Here is a 19305-nt window from a genome sequence, read left to right as displayed (position 1 = left end):
ACGACGGCAGGCCCGGCGCTTGCCGGTCCCAGGCAATACCGAGCCTGGAGATCCGCCATGAAGAAGTTCTGCCTCACCCTGCTGGTGGCCTTGTTCGGCCTGGGCCTCGGCATGGCGACCACCGAGGTCGATGCCCGGCGTCTGGGGGGCGGCGGCAGTGCCGGCATGAAACGCCAGCTGCCGCCGCGCCAGTCGCCCAACCCGCCCCCTCAGCAGCAGCAACAGGCCACGCAGAACCAGCCGGCCGCCACGCCTGGCGCCCCCGCGGCGGGCGCGGCGGCCCAGACGGCCCCGCGCCGTTCCTGGCTGGGGCCGGTGGCCGGCCTGGCCGCCGGGCTGGGTCTGGCCGCGCTGATGAGCCACCTCGGCCTGGGCGAGGGTTTCGCGACCTTCCTCACCTTCCTGCTGCTGGCCCTGCTCGCCGTGTTGGCGATTCGTTTCGTGATGCGCCGCCTGGCCGGCGCCCGGCTCCAGCCCGCGGGCGGCCCGGCGCTGCGAACCGGCAGCGAGCAGCCTTGGGGCCGCCCGGCCGCCGGGCTGTCGCCGGCCGCCGTGCAAGCCGCCGCCACCGGCACGCCGGCGGCGCCGCGCCACAACCTGCCACCCGGCTTTGACGCGGCCAGCTTCTCGCGCGTCGCCAAGCTGATGTTCCTGCGCCTGCAAACCGCCAACGATGCCGGCAACCTCGAGGACCTGCGCCGGTTCACGACGCCCGAAATGTTCGCCACCGCGCGGCTGGACCTGCACGACCGCCAGGGCGCTCCGCAACGCACCGACGTCGTGCAGCTCGACGCCGAGGTGCTGGATCTCGCCAGCGAGGGGGATCAGGACGTCGTCAGCGTGCGCTACCACGGGCTGATGCGCGAGGAAAACGACAGCGTCGCGCTGCCCTTCGACGAGGTCTGGCACCTGGTCAGGCCCCGCAACGGCACGCGCGACTGGGCCATCGCCGGGATCCAGCAGACCCAATGAGCCCCGCCCGGCCGAGCCGAAGGGGCTCGCACCGCCCTGCGAAGCACGGAGGTGATCCTCCGAACTTCAGGACCGGTCAAGCCTGATCGAGGTGCTTCCCTGCAGCTCGAAGCCGCCCGCCCCTTCGGGGCAGTCCCAGCGTTCCACCACACACTGCAAGGGCTGCTGCGCGGGGTCGTAGCGCAGCAGGTTGACCGAGTTGGGCACGCCGTCACGCACCCGGCTCGACAGCGCGGTACCGGCCTGCACCGCCCAGACCGCACGGCGCAGCCCCGCGATGCCATCGGCCAGCGGGCGCACATAGGGCAGGTGGATGTGGCCGCCCATCACCAGATCGGCGCCCGCATCGGCCCAGGCCCGCGCCGCCTCGCGGTGGCCGTGCAGCAGGTTCTGCTCGTCCTGCAGCCGCGTCACCAGCATCGGCTGGTGGGTCACCACGATACGCAGCTGCCGCTCGCGCGCTGCACGCAGGCGCTGCGCCACCTGCTCGATCTGCGCCGGCGAGACCTCGCCGTCCTTGTGCCGCCATGGACGGGTGGTGTTGAGGCACAGCACCAGCAGGTCCTCGCTCTCGTGGCTGGGTTCCAGCGCCGGGCCGAAGGCGCGGCAGTGGTTGGCATAGGGCGCGAAGCCGCGCGCGGCGAGGTTGAACAGCGGAATGTCGTGGTTGCCCGGGATGACCAGCGTGACCGGCACCGCGAGCGATTCGACAAAACGCCGCGCGGCGGCGAACTGCGAGCGCCGCGCGCGTTGCGTCACGTCACCCGATAGCACCAGCACCGCAGGCCGCTCCTGTTGCACGAGTTGCTGCAGGGCCGTCTCGACCTCGCGATGCTCGGTGCCGAAGTGAGGATCGGAAATCTGCAGCAGGACGCTCATGCGGACGGCGGCACCTCGGGCGGCAAGGGCTTCAGCAGCCACAGCGGGCGAGGCGCCACGCGGAAGGTCAGGGGGGCGTGCATCCAGGCGGTCTCGCCATCGGTCGCGACCTTGACCCGGACCTTGCGCCCCGGCGCCACGACCGGCTGCACCTCGAGCCGGCGAAAGTCGAAGCTGAGCACGTTCTCGGCCTCGCCCAGCCGTCCCACCGCGCCGCGCAGCACCAGGCCCAGCATGGCCCAGCGGCTGACCGGCTTGACGCTCAGGCCGACCAGCCGGCCCTGCTCCAGCGACTCCGCCTCGGCAATGCCGACCTGCTCCAGCTGCAGGCTGTTATTGCCGATGAACAGCGTCGAGCTCTCGACCAGGCGCGGCAGGCCTTCGTACTCGATGCGCAGCAGCATGCGGCGGTGGTGGCGCAGCAGGGTCACCAGGCCCGACCACAGCGCCACCCAGCGCCGGCGCCCGTACTGCCGCTTGTAGGCCTCGCGGTCTTCGAGCAGCTTGGGGTAGAGCCCGAGGCTGGCATTGACCAGGAACAGCCGGTCATTGACCAGCCCCACCTGGGTGGGCTCGAGGCGTGCGCTCAGCAGGGCCCGTGTGGCCGCCGCGGCATCGAGCGGGATCGAGTGGGCCCGACCGAAATAGTTGAACGTGCCCTGCGGCAGCACGCCGAAGGCCAGCCCCGCGTCGAGCACCGCCTGCGCCACGCAGTTGATGGTGCCGTCGCCGCCGGCGGCCACCACCACCCCGCCCTGCTCGCGCGCCCGCGCCACGGCCCGGGCGGCGACCGCGGCGACCTGCGAGCCCTTGTGCACCGGCAGCAGTTCGAAGCGGCGCCCGGCTTCGCTCAGCACGCCCTCGATGGCGTGCCGGGCGGGGCTGCCGCCGTGCTCGCCCGAACGCAGGTTGAGCACGATGTACAAGGGGCCGTCGGTGGCCGGCCGGCTGAAGGGCGCGCTGCCGGTGGTGGATGAAGGCGCGCCGGCATGGCCGGGCATCGGGGCCTCGGGCCAGGCGGCGAGGAATTCTGCTTGGCCGGCCATCGTTCCCCGTGGTCCCCGCTCAGCGCCCGTCGCGGGCCAGCGAGACGGGCGGGCTGGGCGGCACTTCGCGCGCCACGACGTCGACCACGTCTGCAGCGTCGCCCGGCCGCGGCGCGGCCGAGCGGAAAAACGGCGAGACGCCAAGTCGGCCGACCCGCCAGCGCAGCGCCGGGCGGCGGCCGCGCAGCAGGCTCCAGCCCATCAGGCCCGCCACGGTGGCCGCCCCGGCAGCCAGCAGCAGCCCGGCAATCAGGAGCCCGACGAGGAAGGCCAGCAAGCCGAAGGCGGCGACAGCCAGGCGACGAAAAAGCAGTGTGAATGGAGCCATGATGGGTGTGAGCGTGCCGGAGCAAGTGTAGTTCCCGCAGCGTCCCGGCCGCCAGGGCGTGCCGTTTGCTTCTCAGGGCGAAGACAGCGGTGCGGACCCGGCCTCGCGCGAGGCGGGTGGCCGCGACACACCAAGGAGATGCCATGGCTGTTGCAGACAAACTGGCGCAGGGCGGCCTCGTGACCCTGCCCCCGGAGGCGGGCAATATCGACGCCCCGGTGTTCGAGCCCAACGACAAGTGGCTGCAAGGCGCCGACGCGGCGCAGCAGAAGGCCGCGATGTGGCGCTGGTTCGGGACCCGCTACGCGGACCCGAAGCTGACCACACCCCACGACAAGTCGGGCGCCTACCTCTACACCAACGGCGGTCCCTACCGGGCCGGAGAGGTGCTGCACAAGCGCTTCGGCACGCTGGTGCCCGGCGCTGTCATCGACCAGTTGCTCGAGGTGCTGCGCAGCGAAGTCGGCGACGAGTGGGCGCCCAAACCCATGGACAAGGAGTCGAGCTGATCCGCAGGCTGGCTGCCGGGCCGGCGCCGGCGTCCACGACAAAACGGCACCCGGGGCCACAAGGGCGCCGCAGGTGCCGTCGGACGCGCGCAAGGCCGGATTCGCCCGCCTTGCGCGACGGGATCTCAGAGCGACCGCTGGCTGCCCTCCATCGCGACACGCAGCGCCGGCGCGTGGGGATGTGCCTCTTCCTCGGCACCCGCCGGCAGCAGGCGCAGCAGGGCCGGGCCCGAGACCGTGTCGTCGCGCAGCAGCGCGTCGGTCAGCGCGTGCAGCGCATCGCGGTGGTGGTGCAGCGCGTCGCGACAGAGGCGCTGGGCGTTGTCCAGCAGGGCGCGGGCCTCGGCCAGCACCTTCTCCTGGATGTGCGGACCGACCAGCTTCTCGGGCACGCCCTGCAGGCTCAGCAGCCCGAACTCGGTGCTGAAGCCCATCGAGCTGACCATCTCGATGGCCAGTTCGGAGGCGCGCTTCAAGTCGTCCGAGGCCCCCGAGGTGGTGTTGCCAAAGGCCATCAGTTCGGCCTCGCGGCCGGCCAGCATCATGCCGAGGCGGGCCTGGAGCTCCTGCTCGCCGTAGAGCGGCACCTCGTTCGGCCGCGTCACGAAGGTCACACCCAGCGCGTGGCCCCGCGGCTCGATCGTGACGCGCTCGACATTGCCGGCCTTCATCACGTGGGCCACGATGGCGTGGCCGCTCTCGTGGATCGCGATGCGGTGGCGCGCCTCAGGCGTGAACATCTCCTTCACGCTGGAGACCTCGCCGCCGAGCTGGTGGGTTTCGAGCGCACGGTGCAGGTGCTCCTGCGTGACGCTGCTGCTGCCCGCCTCGGCCGCCAGCACGGTGGCCCGGTTCACGACATTGGTGATATCGGCGTGCGACAGCCCGGTGCTGGAGCGCGCCAGGGTCTCCAGCTCGATGGACGCAGCGGCCTTGACCCGCTTCAGGCACAGCGCGAACAGCTCGCGCCGGTCGTTGACATTCGGCAGCGCCACGCGGGCCACCAGGTCGAAACGGCCCGGGCGCTTGAGCGCGTCGTCGACGTTGCCGACGTGGTTGGTGGCGCCGATCACGACCACGTTCTCGGACGCCGCGAAGCCGTCCATCTCGACCAGCAGCTTGTTGATGATGCGGTTCTCCTCGGACTGGCCGCCGGCCACCTTGGCGCCGGTCGAGCGCTTGCCGATGCCATCGAACTCGTCGATGAAAACGATGCAGGGCGCGTGCTTGCGCGCGGTCTCGAAGAGCTCGCGCACCTTGGTGATGCCGGCACCATAGAACATGCTGGAGAAGTAGGAGCCGTCGACCGCGATGAAGTTGGCGCCGCACTCGCCCGCCAGCGCCCGTGCCAGCAGCGTCTTGCCGGTGCCGGGCGGGCCTTCGAGCAGCACGCCGCGCGGCGGCTTGGCGCCCAGTGCCAGGTACTTCTCGGGGCTGCGCATGAAGGCCGTGACCTGCTGCAGCGCCGCCTTGGCCTCGGCCGAGCCGATCACGTCGTTGAAGTTGGTGCCGGGCTTCTCGGCCAGCTTGGCCTTGCTGCCGCCACCCTGCGTCTGGCGCACCAGGTAGACCGCGATCAGGCCCATCACCGCCACCGTCAGCAGGCCCATCAGGCGCTGCAGGACGTTGCCGGTGCTGTCGGCAATTCTTGCCAGGGTGCCACGCTCGTCGATGTCCACCGGTGTCAGCGCGAAACCGCGTTCGCGGCTCAAGGCCTCCAGCCGCGAGCCCAGGCCCTGCGGCGTGCTCAGCAACTCGGCCGTGTAACGCTCGCCGTCGCGCGCGGTGACCAGCACCCGGCGCCCGTCGACGCCCACCGCCTGCACCGCGCCCTGCGCGAGCGCGCGTTCGAACTCCGAGACGTCCTTCGGGTGGTCCAGCCAGCGGCGCGGCTCGGCTTCGAATTCCAGTGCCAGCGCCGTCTTGTTGCCCACATCGGGAGCCCGAGTGCGGAAGTCCAGGGCCACCGCGGCGGCGAGGACAAGGACGCCGACGGACGTGCCGGCCAGATATTGCGCCCAGCGGGGCCACGATTTGAAAGGCTTCATGCGGTTCTCTGAGGAGAGGACCATATGAGAACCCAAACCCGCTTCTGCAAGAGGAAGCAACAGCGCCATGAAAGGCCATTACTTCCCATCTTAGAGAACCCTCTCCAAGCGCGAGCGGAGAAATCTCACGATCGCGCTGCTGAAGAATTTACATACCGTAGCCGTGGTGCGCGCGCACCTTGCCGCGGAAAACCCAGTAGGACCAGAAGACGTAGAGCAGGATGACCGGCAACAGGAACAGGGTGCCGATCAGCATGAAGGCCTGCGACTTGGGGGCTGCCGCCGCGTCCCAGAGCGTGATGGACGGCGGCGCGATGTAGGGCCAGAGGCTGATCACGAGCCCCGTGAAGGCGAGGAAAAACAAGCCCATCGAGCAGAGGAAAGGCCGCAGGTCGTGCCCGCGCTTGAGCCCCCGCGCCAGCTGCCAGGCCAGCAGCACGGTCAACAGCGGCACCGGCGAGAAATACAGCAGGTTGGGCAGGCTGAACCAGCGCTCGGCGATGCGCGGCTGCGCCAGCGGCGTCCAGACGCTCAGCAGCGCGATGAAGGCCAGCACGCCCCACAGGCAGCGCAACGCGATGCGACGGGCCCAGTCCTGCAGGGCGCCCTCGGTCTTCAGCACCAGCCAGGTGGCCCCCTGCAGCGCATAGCCGGCGACCAGCCCCAGGCCCGTGAGCAGCGCAAAAGGCGAGATCCAGTCCCAGCTGGTGCCGGCGAAGTTGCGGCCCGACACCGGAAAGCCCTGGATGAAGTTGCCCAGCACCACGCCCTGCGCCAAGGTCGCCAGCAGCGACCCCCAGAAGAAGCCGGCATCCCAGAGCTTGCGCCGCGGCCCGGCGACCTCGCGGAACTCGAAGGCGACGCCGCGGAACAGCAGGCCCAGCAGCATCACGAGGAAGGGGAAGTAGAGCGCCGGCAGCACCACCGCGAAGGCCAGCGGAAACACCGCCATCAGCCCGCCGATGCCGAGCACCAGCCAGGTTTCGTTGAAATCCCAGATCGGCGCCACCGAGGCGACCATCAGGTCGCGCTCGTGGCCGTCCCGCCGCAGCGCGAACAGCATGCCGACGCCCAGATCGAAGCCGTCCAGCAGCACGTACATGAACACCGCCAGCGCAAGGATGGCGGCCCACAGCGGCACCAGGTCAAGCAGCATCGCCGGCCTCCTCGACACGCCGGGCGGTGGCGGGGGTGTCGGTCACCGCGGACAAGGGCCGCTTGGGGCGGGCCTCGGTCTCGTGGACCTCGGCGCCGGTGGCCGGCTGCGGCCCGATGAGCACCAGGCGGCGCAGCAGCATGAACCCGCCGCCGAAAATCACCAGGTAGCTGAGCATGTAGGCCGCCAGCGAGAGCGAGACGTCGCCCGCGGTGAGCGTGGGCGAGACCGCGTCGCGCGTGCGCATCAGCCCGTAGACGACCCAGGGCTGGCGACCCACCTCGGTGACGGTCCAACCCGCCAGCACCGCGACAAACCCCAGCGGGCCGCTCCACTCGGCGACCCGCAGGAAACGCCCCGGCTGCATCAGCCGGCCCCGCCAGTGCTGCACCCAGCCGGCCACCACGATGCCCAGCATCAGCACACCGATGCCGACCATGACACGAAAGGCGAAGTAGACGATCGCCACCGGCGGCCGGTCCTCGCGCGGCCATTCCTTCAGGCCCTTGACCTCGCCGTCGAGGTCGTGGGTGAGATACAGGCTGCCGAGCGCCGGGATGGCGATCTCGAAATGGTTCGTTTCCGCCTCGGCGTCGGGAATCGCGAACAGCGAGGCCGGCACCCGCCGCTGGGTCTCCCAGAGCCCTTCCATCGCCGCCACCTTGGCCGGCTGGTGCTCCAGGGTGTTGAGGCCGTGCAGGTCGCCGGCGACGATCTGCAGCGGCACCATCACGCTCAGAAAGCCCAGCGACATCTTGACCATCACCCGGCTTTCCTCCACGTGGCGGCCGCGCCGCAGGTAGCCGGCGCCGACCGCCAGCACGACAAAACCGGTGGTGATGAGGAAGGCGAAGACGTTGTGGGTCAGGCGGTAGGGGAAGGAAGGCGTGAACAGCACCGCCAGCATGTCCTGCGGCATGAAGCGGCCGTCCACCAGTTCGTGGCCGCGCGGGGTCTGCATCCAGCTGTTGACGCCAAGGATCCAGAAGGACGACAGCAAGGTGCCCAGCGCGACCAGCAGCGCCGAGACCACGTGGGCCCACTGCGGCACCAGCCGGCGTCCGAACAGCAGGATGCCGAGGAAGGCCGCCTCGAGGAAAAACGCGGTCAGCACTTCGTAGGCCATCAGCGCCCCCACCACATTGAAGGTGGCGTCGGCAAAGCGGCTCCAATTGGTGCCGAACTGGAACGGCATCACGATGCCCGAGACCACCCCCATGCCGAAGGACACCGCGAACAGCTTGATCCAGAAGGCCGACAACCGCAGGTAGACCTCCCGCTGGGTGATCCACCAGAGCACCTCCAGGGTCGCGATGTAGCAGGCCAGCCCGACCGTGAAGGCCGGCAACAGGATGTGCCAGGCGATCACCCAGGCGAACTGCAGCCGCGAGAGCACGAGCGCATCCAGGTCCACGTCGCCTCCTTCCACGGCGGAGGGCCCCTTGCCGCCCCGCTGCGCCAAGCCGGAGCAAGCCCGGCTCCCGCCGCACCGACCGACCGGCCGGGACGCGGGGCACGGGGTTTGCTGAGCCCGGCTGTGGGCACCCTGCCCGCTCCGACACCAGCCAAGAGCCAGGAGGTTGAAATGGCTACCGAGATCTACGATCGCGCCGGGCACGAACGCATCGCGGTGGACATCGACGAGGAAAGCGAACTGGAGTACTGGGTGACCGAGCTGGGCGTCAGCGCCGAGGACTTGCGGCGCGCCGTCGAGACGGTCGGGCACCAGGCTGCGTCGGTGCGCACCTGGCTGGCCACCCACACCTCGGTGTGAGCGCCATGCCGCCTCGCGAAGTGTCCTATGCCCCGGCGGGGCCCTGGAAGCCGCCGGCACGCAAGGTGATCACCAGCGTGTCGCGGTGCCCGCAGCCCGCCAGCAGCGGCTGGATCGGCGTGGTCTCATGGATGACCCGGGCATCGTCGAGCAGCAGCAGGGTCCAGGGCTGCTCCATCGTGAAGCGGATGCCGCACGGTCCGTCCGCCTCGAAAACCCGGGTCTCGCCGCCCTTCACGCCCTCGCGCCCCACCAGCAGCACGGCGACGAAGTCGACCCCGTCGCGGTGGGCGCCCTCCGGCGTGGGCCGGCCGATGCCGTCGGTGGTGTCGATGCGGAACTGGTGGGCCTCGATGTACCAGGCCTGCACCTCGGGACGCAGCTCGCTGCAGCAGCCTGCGAGGCAGGAGAGCAGCCGCGGCCAGGCCGGCTCGGCCACGACGGCCGGCTCCATCGGCTCAAACCAGCGTTCCAGCCCGCCGTGCAGCGCGTTGTATTCGATCGGTTGCCAGTGCGCGCGGTGCGGCACCTGCGCCAGCTCGCCCTGCCTGGCCACGAAACAGGAGTGGCGACGGCGCCGATAGCGACCGCCGTCGCGCAGGTAGGCGTCGGGCGGCAGGCGCTGCCACGACGGCCGCAGCGCCTCCAGCGCCGACAAGGGCTGGCCCATCCAGGCCGCCAGCGCCGCCGGGCCGAGCACGGCATGGCCCTGTCCGCGCAGGGTAGGAAGGAGTCGGGGCAGCTCGACGGTGGGCGCAGCAGGGGTCATGTCAGGGATGCTCCGGCGGCGAAGCCTTGCAGAAGATACAAGCCGCACTGTAGCAAGGACCCCGGGCCCGCGCCCGCCGCCAGCTCAAGCGGCGGCCGGCTCCTGGGCCGCCAGCACCCGCACCCGGGTCCCGTGCACCGCCACCACCTGACCCGGACGCACCTTGCAGGTCTTGCGCGATTCCTCCTGGCCGTCGACCTGCACCTTGCCGGCCGCGACCATGGCCTTGGCCTCGCCGCCGCTGTCGGCCAGCCCGGTGGCCTTGAGCAGGCGGTCGAGCGTGATGAACTCGCCGCGGAGTTCGAAATCGATGATCAGCATGTACGTCCTGCCGGCTGCGTCTTGTAGGCAGACATTGTGCCTCGCGCCGAGCCTGCCGGGCGGTGGTTCACTGAACGATGCGGCCGCCGTCGCCGATCATCGCGAAGTCGACATAGCGCGAGCCGCTGCGGTCGGCTTTGCTGAAATCGAGGCGGTAGCCGCCGAGGTCGAGCTCGGCCGCGGCGTCGAGCGCCGCAGTGACGCTCTCGGCGCTCGGCCGCGGCGTTTTCTCCAGCGCCTTCACGAGCGCCTTGGCGGCGATGAAACCCTCCATCGAGCGGGCCGACAGGTCGGGGTACTGGCCGGCTTCGCTCAGGCGCAGGTACTCGCGCACCACCTCGCGGTCGGGTTTGCTCGACAGCGGCAGCACGACCGAGAAGGCGTAGCCGCGCGCGCGATCCGGGCCCAGGGTCTTGAGCAGCGCTTCGGTGTCGATGATGGACATGCCGTACATCGTGGCCTGCCCGCCAGCGGCACCGTACTGCTTGACGAACTGCACCGCCGCCGCCGTGGTGGCACCGAGGAAGATGACCTGCGGCCCTGCCTTGAGCATGTTGTTGACCGCCGGTGTCACGTCCGTCGTGTTGCGCGGGTAGCCGGTGCTGCTGACCAGCGTGATGCCGTAACGCCTGGCGGCCTTGTCGACCCCGGCGTTGACGTCCTTGCCCAGGCCGTCGTCCTGGAACACGACGCCGACCCGCTTGAGGCCGAGCTGGGACAGCTTGCTGAACAGGCTGTCGATCTCGTCGTGGTAGCTGGCCTTGACGACACGCAGGCTGCGCGACTGCGCCACGCTGGCGGCGCCGGAGACCGCCCCCACCATGGAGACGCGGTACTTGTCGAGCACGCCGTCGCGAGCCAGCGCTTCCAGGTTGCTGGTGCCCACCGTGCCGATCAGGGCCACTGGCGCTTCCTGCTGCAGCACTTCCTTGACCAGGCGCACGGTCTCCTCGGGCTTCTGCGCGTCGTCGCGTGTCACCAGCTTGATGCGCTGGCCGCGCACGCCGCCGCGGGCGTTGACCGCGTCGATGTAGAGCTTGGCACCGGCATGGATGGCGCGGCCCGTCACCGCCTGCGGACCGCTGAACGGGGCCACCTGGGCCACCACGATGTCGGCGTGGGCGGCGCCGGCTGCGGCCCCGACGGCCACAGCCAGCAGCGAACGGCGCAAGGCGGGCAGCAAACAGCGAAGGGAACGGGCAAGACTCGGCATGAGAGGGATCGCAATGTGGAGGGGTCCGACCGCGCAGGACGGCGACAGCGGCTTATCCTAAAGCGCAACAAAGGGTAAACCCTTGCTTGAAGCTGAGAGCCGCGCCCCGAGGCCTTCATCTGTGAAGTAATCCACAGTGCGGCAGCCGGCCCGCGATGGCGGTGCTCGCGACAGCGGTGCGAGGCTCAGCGAGCAGCGCCCCGATCCGGATGCAGGCGGATGCATACAGGGCCGGGTCCCGGCGCATTCTTTGCTTGATCGAGCAAGCACCGGCCGAGGCCGGTTCCCGCAGTGTTGGAGACCGCATGACGCAAAACTCGCCGCACTCGGCGCAAACCAGGCCCTTGCGCATCGGCATTTCGGCCCGCCTGTTGTACCAGGTGCCTTCCGAGCTCGGCTTCCGCAACAAGACCCTGCAGTACCTGGAGCAGTCGCTGGCGCACTGGATCATGGAGCACGGCGCGATTGCCTTCATGGTCCCGGCCGTGGCCGAGGACAGCCGCCGCGCGGCGCGCCACCTGTCCGTGTTCGACTACGTCAACGAACTCGACGGCCTGGTGCTGCAGGGCGGTGCCGACGTCTCCCCGCAGAGCTATGGGCAGGAACCGATCGACCCGCGCTGGGCCGGCGACCCGGTGCGCGACCGCTACGAGCTGGCGCTGCTGCGCGCCTTCATCCAGCAGCGCAAGCCGGTGATCGGGGTCTGCCGCGGCTGCCAGCTGCTCAATGTCGCTTTTGGCGGCACGCTTTACCAGGACGTGATGACCCAGTACGCAGGCGCCCACTCCCATGTGGACGCCGAGCTCTACGACCAGCTGGCGCACGAGGTCAGCTTCGTCCCCGACAGCCGCCTCGCCGCGCTCTACCCCAGCGCTGCGCGCCTGCGCGTGACCAGCATCCACCACCAGGCGGTGGCCCGGCCCGGCAAGCAGATCGAGGTCGAGGCCGTCTCGACGGTGGACGGCGTGATCGAGGCGATCCGCTGGACCGGCGACGGGTATGCGATGGGCGTGCAGTGGCACCCGGAGTTCCACCTCGACCGCAACAACCTGGCGGACAGCTCGCCCATCATCCTCGACTTCCTCAGCGAGGCGCGCAATGCCGCGCTGCAGCGGCTGCGCGACCGCGACAGCCCGGATCCGCGCCTGCCGCGCGCACCGCTGCAACTGCCGGCGGACCGGGCGGCGACCCGCGAGCCGGGCCTGCCGGCGACACCGGTCGCCGTCCCGGTCAAGGCCCACGCCGAAGCCGGCCGAACCTGAGCGAGCGTGCAAGGGCGCGCCGTCCGTCACTTAGGTGACGCGCGGCAGGACCGCGCTATGGTTTCATTCGAACAAACCACCGCCATCCCGACCACCATGAGCACTCCCCCCGTCCTCAGCAGCCTCAGCAACCAGCAGATCCGCCTGGCGTCCCGCCCGGCCGGCAGCCCCACGCGCGACAACTGGAACTTCACCACCGAGCCGGTGGCCGAGCCCGGCCCGCAGGGTGTGGTGGTGCAGACGCTCTGCCTGTCGCTCGACCCCGCGATGCGCGGCTGGATGAATGAAGGCAAGTCCTACATCCCGCCGGTGGGCATCGGCGAAGTGATGCGTGCCGGCGGCATCGGCCGCGTGATTGCGTCGCAGAACGCTGACTTCCCGGTCGGCGCCCTGGTCAGCGGCAGCCTCGGCGTGCAGGCCTACTGCGCCCTGCCCGGCGACCAGTTGCGGCGTGCCGGCCTGGTGCGCATCGATCCGCGCGTCGGCTCCCTGACGCAGTGGCTCAATGTGCTGGGCATGCCGGGCATGACCGGCTACTTCGGTCTGATGGACGTGGGCCAGCCCAAGGCCGGTGAAACCGTGGTGGTCTCCGGCGCTGCCGGCGCGGTGGGCCAGACCGTGGGCCAGCTGGCCAAGCTGAAGGGCTGCCGCGTGGTCGGCATCGCCGGCGGCCAGGCCAAGTGCGACTTCGTCGTGAAGGAGCTGGGCTTCGACGCCTGCATCGACTACAAGCAGGGCCCGGTCAAGGACGGGCTCAAGGCGCACTGCCCGCAGGGCGTCGACATCTATTTCGACAACGTCGGCGGCGAGATCCTGGACGCGGTGCTCACCCGTATCAACCGCAAGGCCCGCATCATCATCTGCGGCGCCATCTCGCAGTACAACAACCCGGAATCGATCCAGGGCCCCAAAAACTACCTGTCGCTGCTGGTCAACCGCGCGCGCATGGAAGGCATTGTCGTGTTCGACTACGCCGACCGCTACCCGCAGGCCATCGCCGAACTGGCCGGCTACCTGAAGGACGGCCGCATGAAGTCCCGCGAGGACGTGGTCGAGGGGCTGGAGACCTTCCCCGAGGCCCTGCTGAAGCTCTTCAGCGGCGAGAACTTCGGCAAGCTGGTGCTGAAGGTGAGCGACTGAGGCCTGCGGCTCGCGCAGCCCGATGAAGGAAACCCCGCCGAGGCGGGGTTTCCTTTTTTGCTTGTGCGGCAGCGGCCTCTACAGCACAGCCCGCTGCCGGGGGTGCCCGCTGCGCTTCCTTACTTGGCCGGGCGGGCGTTCTCCGACGGCTTGACCGTCAGCATGTTGTCCACGCTGGTGACGCCGCGCACCGTCGAGGCCAGCTGGGTGGCGCGCTCGCGGTCGGCCTCGCTGGGCGCCGTGCCGTTGAGCGTGACCTTGCCGTTGCTGGTGTCGACGTCGATGCGCAGGGCGCTCAGCTTGTCGTCGCGGGCCAGTTCAGCGTTCACCGAGGCCGTGATGGCGGCGTCGGAGACGGCCTCGCCGGCGCGATCGGCCATCTCGCCGCCCGCGTCCTTGGCCTTGTCGACGCCGGTGGCGGCCGCGCCCTTGATGTCGGCACCCGTCTCACGGGCCTGCTCGGCGATCTCGCTGCCCGCCTCACGGGCCCGGTCGGCGCCACGCTCGGCACCGCTCTCGACGTTTTGCGCAGCCCGGTCGGTCTGCGCGACCATCTCGTCGCCGGCGCGTTCGGCCGTGGTGTCGTTGTCGGCCCGATCGCAGGCCACCAGGGACAGGGCCGCGGCCAGGGCGCTCGCCAGAGTCAGTGCTTTCATCGCTTATCTCCTTCCTGTTGAGAAAGATGCCGCGCCTGGGGCTCGCCCCCGAGCGGATCCGGCTGGATCACCGGCGTCGTTGCGGGGCCCGCGGGCGGTCCGCTGTACCGTGGCCCGCCCGGCAGCGCCGCCGGGCCACACCAAAAACACCACGACGTTCCGCCCTCGCTCATACCAGCAGCCGCGGCAGGCCCACCACACCCGGGCGCCGCTCCAGCCAGTCCGGCTCGGCCAGGCCGGGCCCGACGAACGGGCTGCCGTTGTCGCCACAACTGGCCGGGGCCTCGGTCGGCTTGCGGCGCAGGACCCAGACCGGCTGGGCCGGCTGCGCCGGGTGCGGGGCATGGGTGAACTCCTGCCGCACCCCCGCGCATCGCACGAACTGGACCTCGTCGCCGCCCGCCACGCCGGCATCCGCCAAGGCCTGCTGAACGGCGACCACGCCCAAACCGCCCGCCATCGCCATCAAGGCGGTGCCGATCACAGGGAGGAAGGGTGCGGCCATGACGAGTCCTCTACGGCAATAAGAGCTGAACCAGTCGATGCCTAGACTCTAGGCCGCAGGGCGGGCCGGCTCTGTCAGCTGAGCGGGGCCGGGGGTGTCAGCGACGTCTTACAGTCCCATTCCGGCCGGCCCGGGCCCCAGGGGACCGGGCGCGCGGCGGCTCAGTCGGCCAGCAGGCTCTGGCGGCCCCACCACTGCTCGCCGGGCGCCAGCGTCACCGGCTCGCCGATGAGAGCCGCCTCGACGCACAGCATGCGGCGGAACCCCAGCGGCGGCATGTCGGGCAGCGCGGCGCACTTCTCTTCCCAGGGGTTCCAGACCACCACGTCGGGAAACTGCTGCGTCTCGACCACCAGCCCGCGGTGGGGCTCCTCCAGCACCAGCGGCCGGGTGGCGCCGAAGTAGATGCGGTCGGTCTCCCCGGAAATCGACAAGGCCGCCGAGAACTCGACCTGCGGTTCGCTGCCGGGCCGGGTGCTGTCCTCGTAGCGCAGGCCCTGCAAGCCCTTCAACCGCGCCTCCTCGACCTCGCGCACCCGCAGGTAGGTGTGCAGGGCCGCCATGAAGCTGAACGGCGCCGCGCCCTCGCCGCCGCGGTGCTCGATTTCGAGCTCCAGGTCGAGCCGGCTGCCGCCCACCGCGACGGTCAGCTCGAGCGCAAAGGCGTGCGGCCAGACGGCGCGGGTCTCCGCGTCGTCCTCCAGGCGCAGCACCGCCAGCGCGTCGTCGCGGCCCACTTCGGCACGCAGCAGCTGCCAGCGCTTGTTGCGGGCGAAGCCGTGGCGCTGCAGCGGCCCGCGCTTCTCGAACTGCGGGAAGATCACCGGCACGCCGCCGCGCACCGGTTGGCCCTCGGCATAGACGGCTTGCTCGGAAACGTAGAGCCGCTCGGAGCCGCCGGCCGGCGTCCAGCCGACGACCTGGGCACCCTGCAGCATCACCGTGACCCGGGCGCCGTCGCGGGCCTGCAGTTGGACGGCCGGCTGGCCCTGGAGATCAACAAGTTCGGGGGTGGAGATGTTCGACATGATCCACCGAGCTTACCCGCTCCCGCCTCCCGCTCACTGCGGCGCTACCAGGGCAGCGCCCACAGGGTCTTGCGGTAGAGCGACGCGCCCTCCAGGTCCTTGAGCGTGACGGTCATCGCGCGGGTGCGGGCGTCGATGTCCACCTGGCCGAAAAACTGGAAGCCGGCCGACGGCGGCGCATTGGCCTCGGGCGGCGCCTTCTGGTAGACCACTTGCAGGCCGAAGGTCGAGTCTGGTTTGTTGGGGCCGAAGCTGCCCGCATGCAGCGGGCCGGAGACGAACTCCCAGAAGGCATCGAAGTCGCCCGAGCGGGCCTGCGAGGGGTCGTAGTAGTGCGCCGCGGTGTAGTGCACGTCGGCGGTCAGCCAGACCACATTGCGGATGCGCGAGCGCTTCATCTCGCGCAGCAGATGGGCGATCTCCAGCTCGCGGCCGCGGGCCGGCCCGTCCTCGCCGTTGGCGACCGCCTCCCAGCGCGCGCGGCCGGCGGCGTCCTGGCCGTCCGGCACTTGCAGGCCCAGCGGCATGTCGCTGGCAATGATCTTCCAGGTCGCGCGCGAACGCCGCAGCCCGTCGAGCAGCCAGGCGATCTGCGGCTTGCCGAGCAGCACCGAGTCCGGCCCTTGCGCAGCCTGCAGGTTGTCGGTGTTGGGGCCGCGGTAGCTGCGCATGTCGATCACGAACACGTCCAGCAGCGGGCCGTAGGGAATGTGGCGGTAGAGACGTTCGCTCTCGACGTCGCCGTGGCGGCGCAGCGGTGCGTACTCGAGGAAGGCACGGGTGCCGCGGGCGGTCAGCAGCGGCACGCGCTTCTCGCTGTAGCGGGCATCGGCGGAAAGGTCCTTGGACGGCGACCAGTTGTTGGTCACCTCGTGGTCGTCCCACTGCCAGATCTGCGCCACCTCGCTGGCGAAGCGGCGCACGTGCTCGTCCATCAGGTTGTAGCGGTAGCGGCCGCGGTATTCGTCCAGCGTCTCGGCCACCTTGCTCACCTCGGGCGTCACCAGGTTGCGCCAGACGCTGCCGTCCTTGAGCCGGACCTCGGGCGCGATCGGTCCGTCCGCATAGATGGTGTCGCCGCAGTGCAGGAAGAGATCGGGCGCGGCACGCCGCATCTGCTCGTAGAGCCGCATGCCGCCCCATTCGGGGTTGATGCCCCAGCCCTGCCCGGCGGTGTCGCCGCTCCAGACCAGACGGATGTCGCGCGGGATGCCCGGGGCCAGCCGGAAGCGGCCCGGCACCGGCTCGGACATCACCCGCTCGTTGCCCAGGTCCTGCAGCAGCACGCGGTAGTGGATGTGCTGGCCGCGCGGCAGGTCCTGGAGGTCGATGCGGCCGGTGTAGTCGCTGTCCTCCAGCAGGTGGGGGCCAGGCACGCGCCGGACCTCGGAGAAATCCTCGCGCGTGGACCACTCGACCCACAGGCGCGCCGGCCGGTCGCTGCGCGCCCAGACGATGCCGCTGTCGCTGGTGACGTCGCCGCTTGCGACGCCGTGCGGCAATTGCGGGCGCTGGGTATCGCGGGTGATGGCGGCCGGCGCCTGCTGCGCCTTCAGGATGCGCGGAATACCGAAGCCGGCCGCACCCACCCACAAACCCTGGTGCACGAAGTCTCTGCGTTTCATCGCGGGTCCCCTGTCTCGAAGCCAAAGCAGTGCGCGAGCTTGGCGCGCGCCCTTGACATCCGTGTGTCAGCCGCACACCACCGGGCCGCTCCGCCTCAGGCCAGGCTGCTGCCGCCGCGGCAGACCTCGTCGCGCATCAGCACCAGTTCCTCCGCGAGGCTGGGGTGCACCGCCACCGTGCTGTCCAGCAAGGCCTTGGTGACGCCGGCCTTGATCGCCACCGCAAAGCCCTGGACCACCTCGGGCGCCTCGGGGGCCACCAGGTGCACCCCGAGCACCCGGTCGGTCTCGCCGTCCACCACCAGCTTCATCAGTGCACGCTCGGGGCTGCCGCTGACCGCGTGCCTCAGCGGTCGGAACTCCGAGCGCCAGATGCGCACCTTGGCGTGGCGCCGGCGCGCTTCGGCCTCGGTCAGCCCCACGGCCGCCACCGGCGGGTCGCAGAAGACGGCGGTCGGGACCAGGTCCTCGCTCATCTCGCGCGGCGGGCGGTCGCCGCAGCCGTAGAGGCGGTCGATGAGCGCCGCGGCCTGCATCAGCGCGACCGGCGTCAGAGCCTGCCTGCCCGTGACGTCGCCGATCGCGTGCAGCCAGGGCAGCGCGGTCGTGAAGGACCGATCGACCGGCACCGCGCCGCGCTCGTCGAGCTGCAGGCCCAGCGCCTCCAGGCCCAGCCCGCCGGTGCACGGCGCCCGGCCGGTGGCCAGCAGCACTGCGTCGGCGGCCAGGGCCGACACACCGCCCAGCCGCACCGAGACACCCTCGGGCCCGGGCGCGAGCGCCTCCACGCGGGCCGCCAGCCGCAGCTCGACGCCCTTCTTGACCAGCTCGCCAGCCACGAAGTCGCGCACTTCGTCGTCGAAACCTTCCAGCAGCCGCTCGCCGCGGTGCAGCAGGCTCACCTGGGCGCCCAGACCGGTGAAGATGGACGCGAACTCGCAGCCGATATAGCCGCCGCCGACCACCACCAGGCGGCGCGGAAAGGGCTCCAGGTCAAACAGCTGGTTGGAGGTGATGCCCAGCTCCGCGCCTTCGATCCCGGGCAAGCCCGGCGCGCCACCGGTGGCCAGCAGCACCCGTTCGGCGGTGACGGTCTGCTCGCCGACCTGCACCGTCCGGGCCTCCGTCAGGCGCGCCCAGCCCGGCAGCACGGTGACCCCGGCGTCGCTCAAGAGGCCGGCGTAGACCTGGTTGAGGCGCGCCACCTCGGCCGCGCGCCGGCGCTTCAGTTCGGCCCAGTCCAGCACCGGGGTCTCGAAGCGCCAGCCGAAGGCACGCGCCTCCTCGAAGGCCGTGCCGTGATGCGCGGCATGGCTGTAGAGCTTTTTCGGAATGCAGCCCAGGTTGACGCAGGTGCCGCCCAGCCGGGCGCCCTCGGCCAACGCGACACGCGCGCCGCGGCGTGCGGCCAGACGCGCCGCCCGCACCCCGCCGCTGCCGCCGCCGATGACCACCAGATCGAAATGTCGAAGAGCCACGCGCTTGTCCTCCTGGCCCGGCTCGCGGGTCGGGCCCCGGCCATCGTACGGCGAGCCGCCGAGGCTGCGGTTAAGCTTGCGCACTTTGTTTCACGCGCCGCGAGGCGCGCAGCAAGGACACCGAAGCATGGACACGATACGCGTGGGCCTGATCGGCTACGGCTATGCCGGCAAGACCTTCCACGCCCCCCTGATCGCCGGGGTGCCGGGGCTGCAACTGGCGGCGGTCTCCAGCAGCGACCCGGCCAAGGTGCAGGCCGACTGGCCCGGCCTGCCGGTGGAGCCGACGGCCGAGGCCCTGATCGCCCGCCCCGACCTGCAGCTCATCGTCATCCCCACCCCCAACGAGACGCACCACCCGCTCGCGCGCGCAGCGCTGCTGGCCGGCAAGCACGTGGTGGTGGACAAGCCCTTCACCGTGACCCTGCAGGAGGCGACCGAGCTCGACACCCTGGCCCGGCGCCAGCAGCGCCTGCTGTCGGTGTTCCACAACCGCCGCTGGGACGCCGACTTCCTGACCCTGCGGCCACTGATCGCCTCGGGCCGGCTGGGCCGGGTGGTGCACTTCGAGTCGCACTTCGACCGCTACCGTCCGC

Annotated in this window: 20 protein-coding genes; 6 read left to right on the top strand and 14 right to left on the bottom strand. The window is 70.7% G+C overall.

Annotation, left to right across the window (positions count from 1 at the left end):
* The first annotated feature begins 57 nt into the window (after window positions 1-57).
* Complete coding sequence (locus tag OOT46_RS16350; protein ID WP_265404690.1) at window positions 58-972, top strand: Tim44 domain-containing protein; 915 nt, start codon at window positions 58-60, stop codon at window positions 970-972.
* 66 nt (window positions 973-1038) lie between these two features.
* Here OOT46_RS16350 and OOT46_RS16345 read toward each other — a convergent pair whose 3' ends face one another.
* From OOT46_RS16345 to OOT46_RS16335, 3 genes are read right to left on the bottom strand one after another with little or no spacing between them, the layout of a single operon-like run.
* Window positions 1039-1851, bottom strand: coding sequence for a metallophosphoesterase family protein (locus OOT46_RS16345; RefSeq protein WP_265404689.1), 813 nt, complete (start codon window positions 1849-1851; stop codon window positions 1039-1041).
* Window positions 1848-2897 carry a diacylglycerol/lipid kinase family protein gene (locus tag OOT46_RS16340; protein ID WP_265404688.1) on the bottom strand — a complete coding sequence of 350 codons (1050 nt, stop codon included), beginning with the start codon at window positions 2895-2897 and terminating at the stop codon, window positions 1848-1850. The genes OOT46_RS16345 and OOT46_RS16340 overlap by 4 nt, the downstream gene beginning before the upstream one ends.
* A 19-nt stretch (window positions 2898-2916) precedes the next feature.
* Window positions 2917-3225 (bottom strand): hypothetical protein, encoded by a 309-nt coding sequence (locus OOT46_RS16335; RefSeq protein ID WP_265404687.1) that lies wholly within the window; start codon window positions 3223-3225, stop codon window positions 2917-2919.
* A 143-nt stretch (window positions 3226-3368) separates the two neighbouring features.
* Between OOT46_RS16335 and OOT46_RS16330 the strand changes: the two genes are divergently transcribed.
* The gene (locus tag OOT46_RS16330; protein ID WP_265404686.1) at window positions 3369-3734 is read left to right on the top strand and encodes a hypothetical protein; all 366 of its coding nucleotides are present in this window, start codon (window positions 3369-3371) and stop codon (window positions 3732-3734) included.
* Window positions 3735-3859: 125 nt separating this feature from the next.
* On the opposite strand, the gene OOT46_RS16325 is transcribed toward OOT46_RS16330, so the two are convergent.
* From OOT46_RS16325 to OOT46_RS16315, 3 genes are all read right to left on the bottom strand, one after another.
* A complete protein-coding gene (locus tag OOT46_RS16325) occupies window positions 3860-5782 on the bottom strand; it encodes an ATP-dependent metallopeptidase FtsH/Yme1/Tma family protein (protein ID WP_265404685.1) in 1923 nt (640 codons plus the stop codon).
* 148 nt (window positions 5783-5930) lie between these two features.
* Window positions 5931-6938 (bottom strand): cytochrome d ubiquinol oxidase subunit II, encoded by a 1008-nt coding sequence (gene cydB, locus OOT46_RS16320; RefSeq protein ID WP_265404684.1) that lies wholly within the window; start codon window positions 6936-6938, stop codon window positions 5931-5933.
* A complete protein-coding gene (locus OOT46_RS16315) occupies window positions 6928-8352 on the bottom strand; it encodes a cytochrome ubiquinol oxidase subunit I (protein WP_265404683.1) in 1425 nt (474 codons plus the stop codon). The genes cydB and OOT46_RS16315 overlap by 11 nt, the downstream gene beginning before the upstream one ends.
* Before the next feature lie 171 nt (window positions 8353-8523).
* Here OOT46_RS16315 and OOT46_RS16310 point away from each other — a divergent pair, with 171 nt between their 5' ends.
* Complete coding sequence (locus OOT46_RS16310; protein WP_265404682.1) at window positions 8524-8712, top strand: DUF3606 domain-containing protein; 189 nt, start codon at window positions 8524-8526, stop codon at window positions 8710-8712.
* Window positions 8713-8737: 25 nt separating this feature from the next.
* On the opposite strand, the gene OOT46_RS16305 is transcribed toward OOT46_RS16310, so the two are convergent.
* The 3 genes from OOT46_RS16305 to OOT46_RS16295 form a co-directional block, all read right to left on the bottom strand.
* Entirely contained in the window at window positions 8738-9481 is a 744-nt protein-coding gene (locus tag OOT46_RS16305) for a 2OG-Fe dioxygenase family protein (protein ID WP_265404681.1), read from the bottom strand.
* 84 nt (window positions 9482-9565) lie between these two features.
* Window positions 9566-9802, bottom strand: coding sequence for an RNA-binding S4 domain-containing protein (locus OOT46_RS16300; RefSeq protein WP_265404680.1), 237 nt, complete (start codon window positions 9800-9802; stop codon window positions 9566-9568).
* A gap of 67 nt (window positions 9803-9869) precedes the next feature.
* Window positions 9870-10985, bottom strand: coding sequence for an ABC transporter substrate-binding protein (locus OOT46_RS16295; protein ID WP_265404679.1), 1116 nt, complete (start codon window positions 10983-10985; stop codon window positions 9870-9872).
* Window positions 10986-11320: 335 nt separating this feature from the next.
* Here OOT46_RS16295 and OOT46_RS16290 point away from each other — a divergent pair, with 335 nt between their 5' ends.
* Entirely contained in the window at window positions 11321-12277 is a 957-nt protein-coding gene (locus tag OOT46_RS16290; RefSeq protein WP_265404678.1) for a gamma-glutamyl-gamma-aminobutyrate hydrolase family protein, read from the top strand.
* A 96-nt stretch (window positions 12278-12373) separates the two neighbouring features.
* Window positions 12374-13417: an NADP-dependent oxidoreductase gene (locus tag OOT46_RS16285; RefSeq protein WP_265404677.1), complete on the top strand. Its 1044-nt coding sequence runs from the start codon at window positions 12374-12376 to the stop codon at window positions 13415-13417.
* 119 nt (window positions 13418-13536) lie between these two features.
* On the opposite strand, the gene OOT46_RS16280 is transcribed toward OOT46_RS16285, so the two are convergent.
* From OOT46_RS16280 to gorA, 5 genes are all read right to left on the bottom strand, one after another.
* Window positions 13537-14073 carry a BON domain-containing protein gene (locus tag OOT46_RS16280; RefSeq protein ID WP_265404676.1) on the bottom strand — a complete coding sequence of 179 codons (537 nt, stop codon included), beginning with the start codon at window positions 14071-14073 and terminating at the stop codon, window positions 13537-13539.
* A 169-nt stretch (window positions 14074-14242) separates the two neighbouring features.
* The gene (locus tag OOT46_RS16275; RefSeq protein ID WP_265404675.1) at window positions 14243-14578 is read right to left on the bottom strand and encodes a hypothetical protein; all 336 of its coding nucleotides are present in this window, start codon (window positions 14576-14578) and stop codon (window positions 14243-14245) included.
* 161 nt (window positions 14579-14739) lie between these two features.
* Window positions 14740-15606 (bottom strand): D-hexose-6-phosphate mutarotase, encoded by an 867-nt coding sequence (locus tag OOT46_RS16270; protein ID WP_265404674.1) that lies wholly within the window; start codon window positions 15604-15606, stop codon window positions 14740-14742.
* Window positions 15607-15650: 44 nt separating this feature from the next.
* Window positions 15651-17231, bottom strand: a complete 1581-nt coding sequence (locus OOT46_RS16265; RefSeq protein ID WP_265404673.1) for an alkaline phosphatase D family protein — start codon at window positions 17229-17231, stop codon at window positions 15651-15653.
* Window positions 17232-17326: 95 nt separating this feature from the next.
* Window positions 17327-18709 carry a glutathione-disulfide reductase gene (gene gorA, locus OOT46_RS16260; protein WP_265404672.1) on the bottom strand — a complete coding sequence of 461 codons (1383 nt, stop codon included), beginning with the start codon at window positions 18707-18709 and terminating at the stop codon, window positions 17327-17329.
* A gap of 127 nt (window positions 18710-18836) precedes the next feature.
* Here gorA and OOT46_RS16255 point away from each other — a divergent pair.
* A partial coding sequence (locus OOT46_RS16255) for a Gfo/Idh/MocA family oxidoreductase (protein WP_265404671.1) occupies window positions 18837-19305 on the top strand: 469 nt, incomplete at its 3' end.

This window comes from Aquabacterium sp. A7-Y, from assembly GCF_026153205.1.
Classification (GTDB): Bacteria; Pseudomonadota; Gammaproteobacteria; order Burkholderiales; family Burkholderiaceae_C; genus Caldimonas.
The sequence above is the reverse complement of the archived record's forward strand: the minus strand, read 5'-3'. Positions and strand labels throughout refer to the sequence as shown.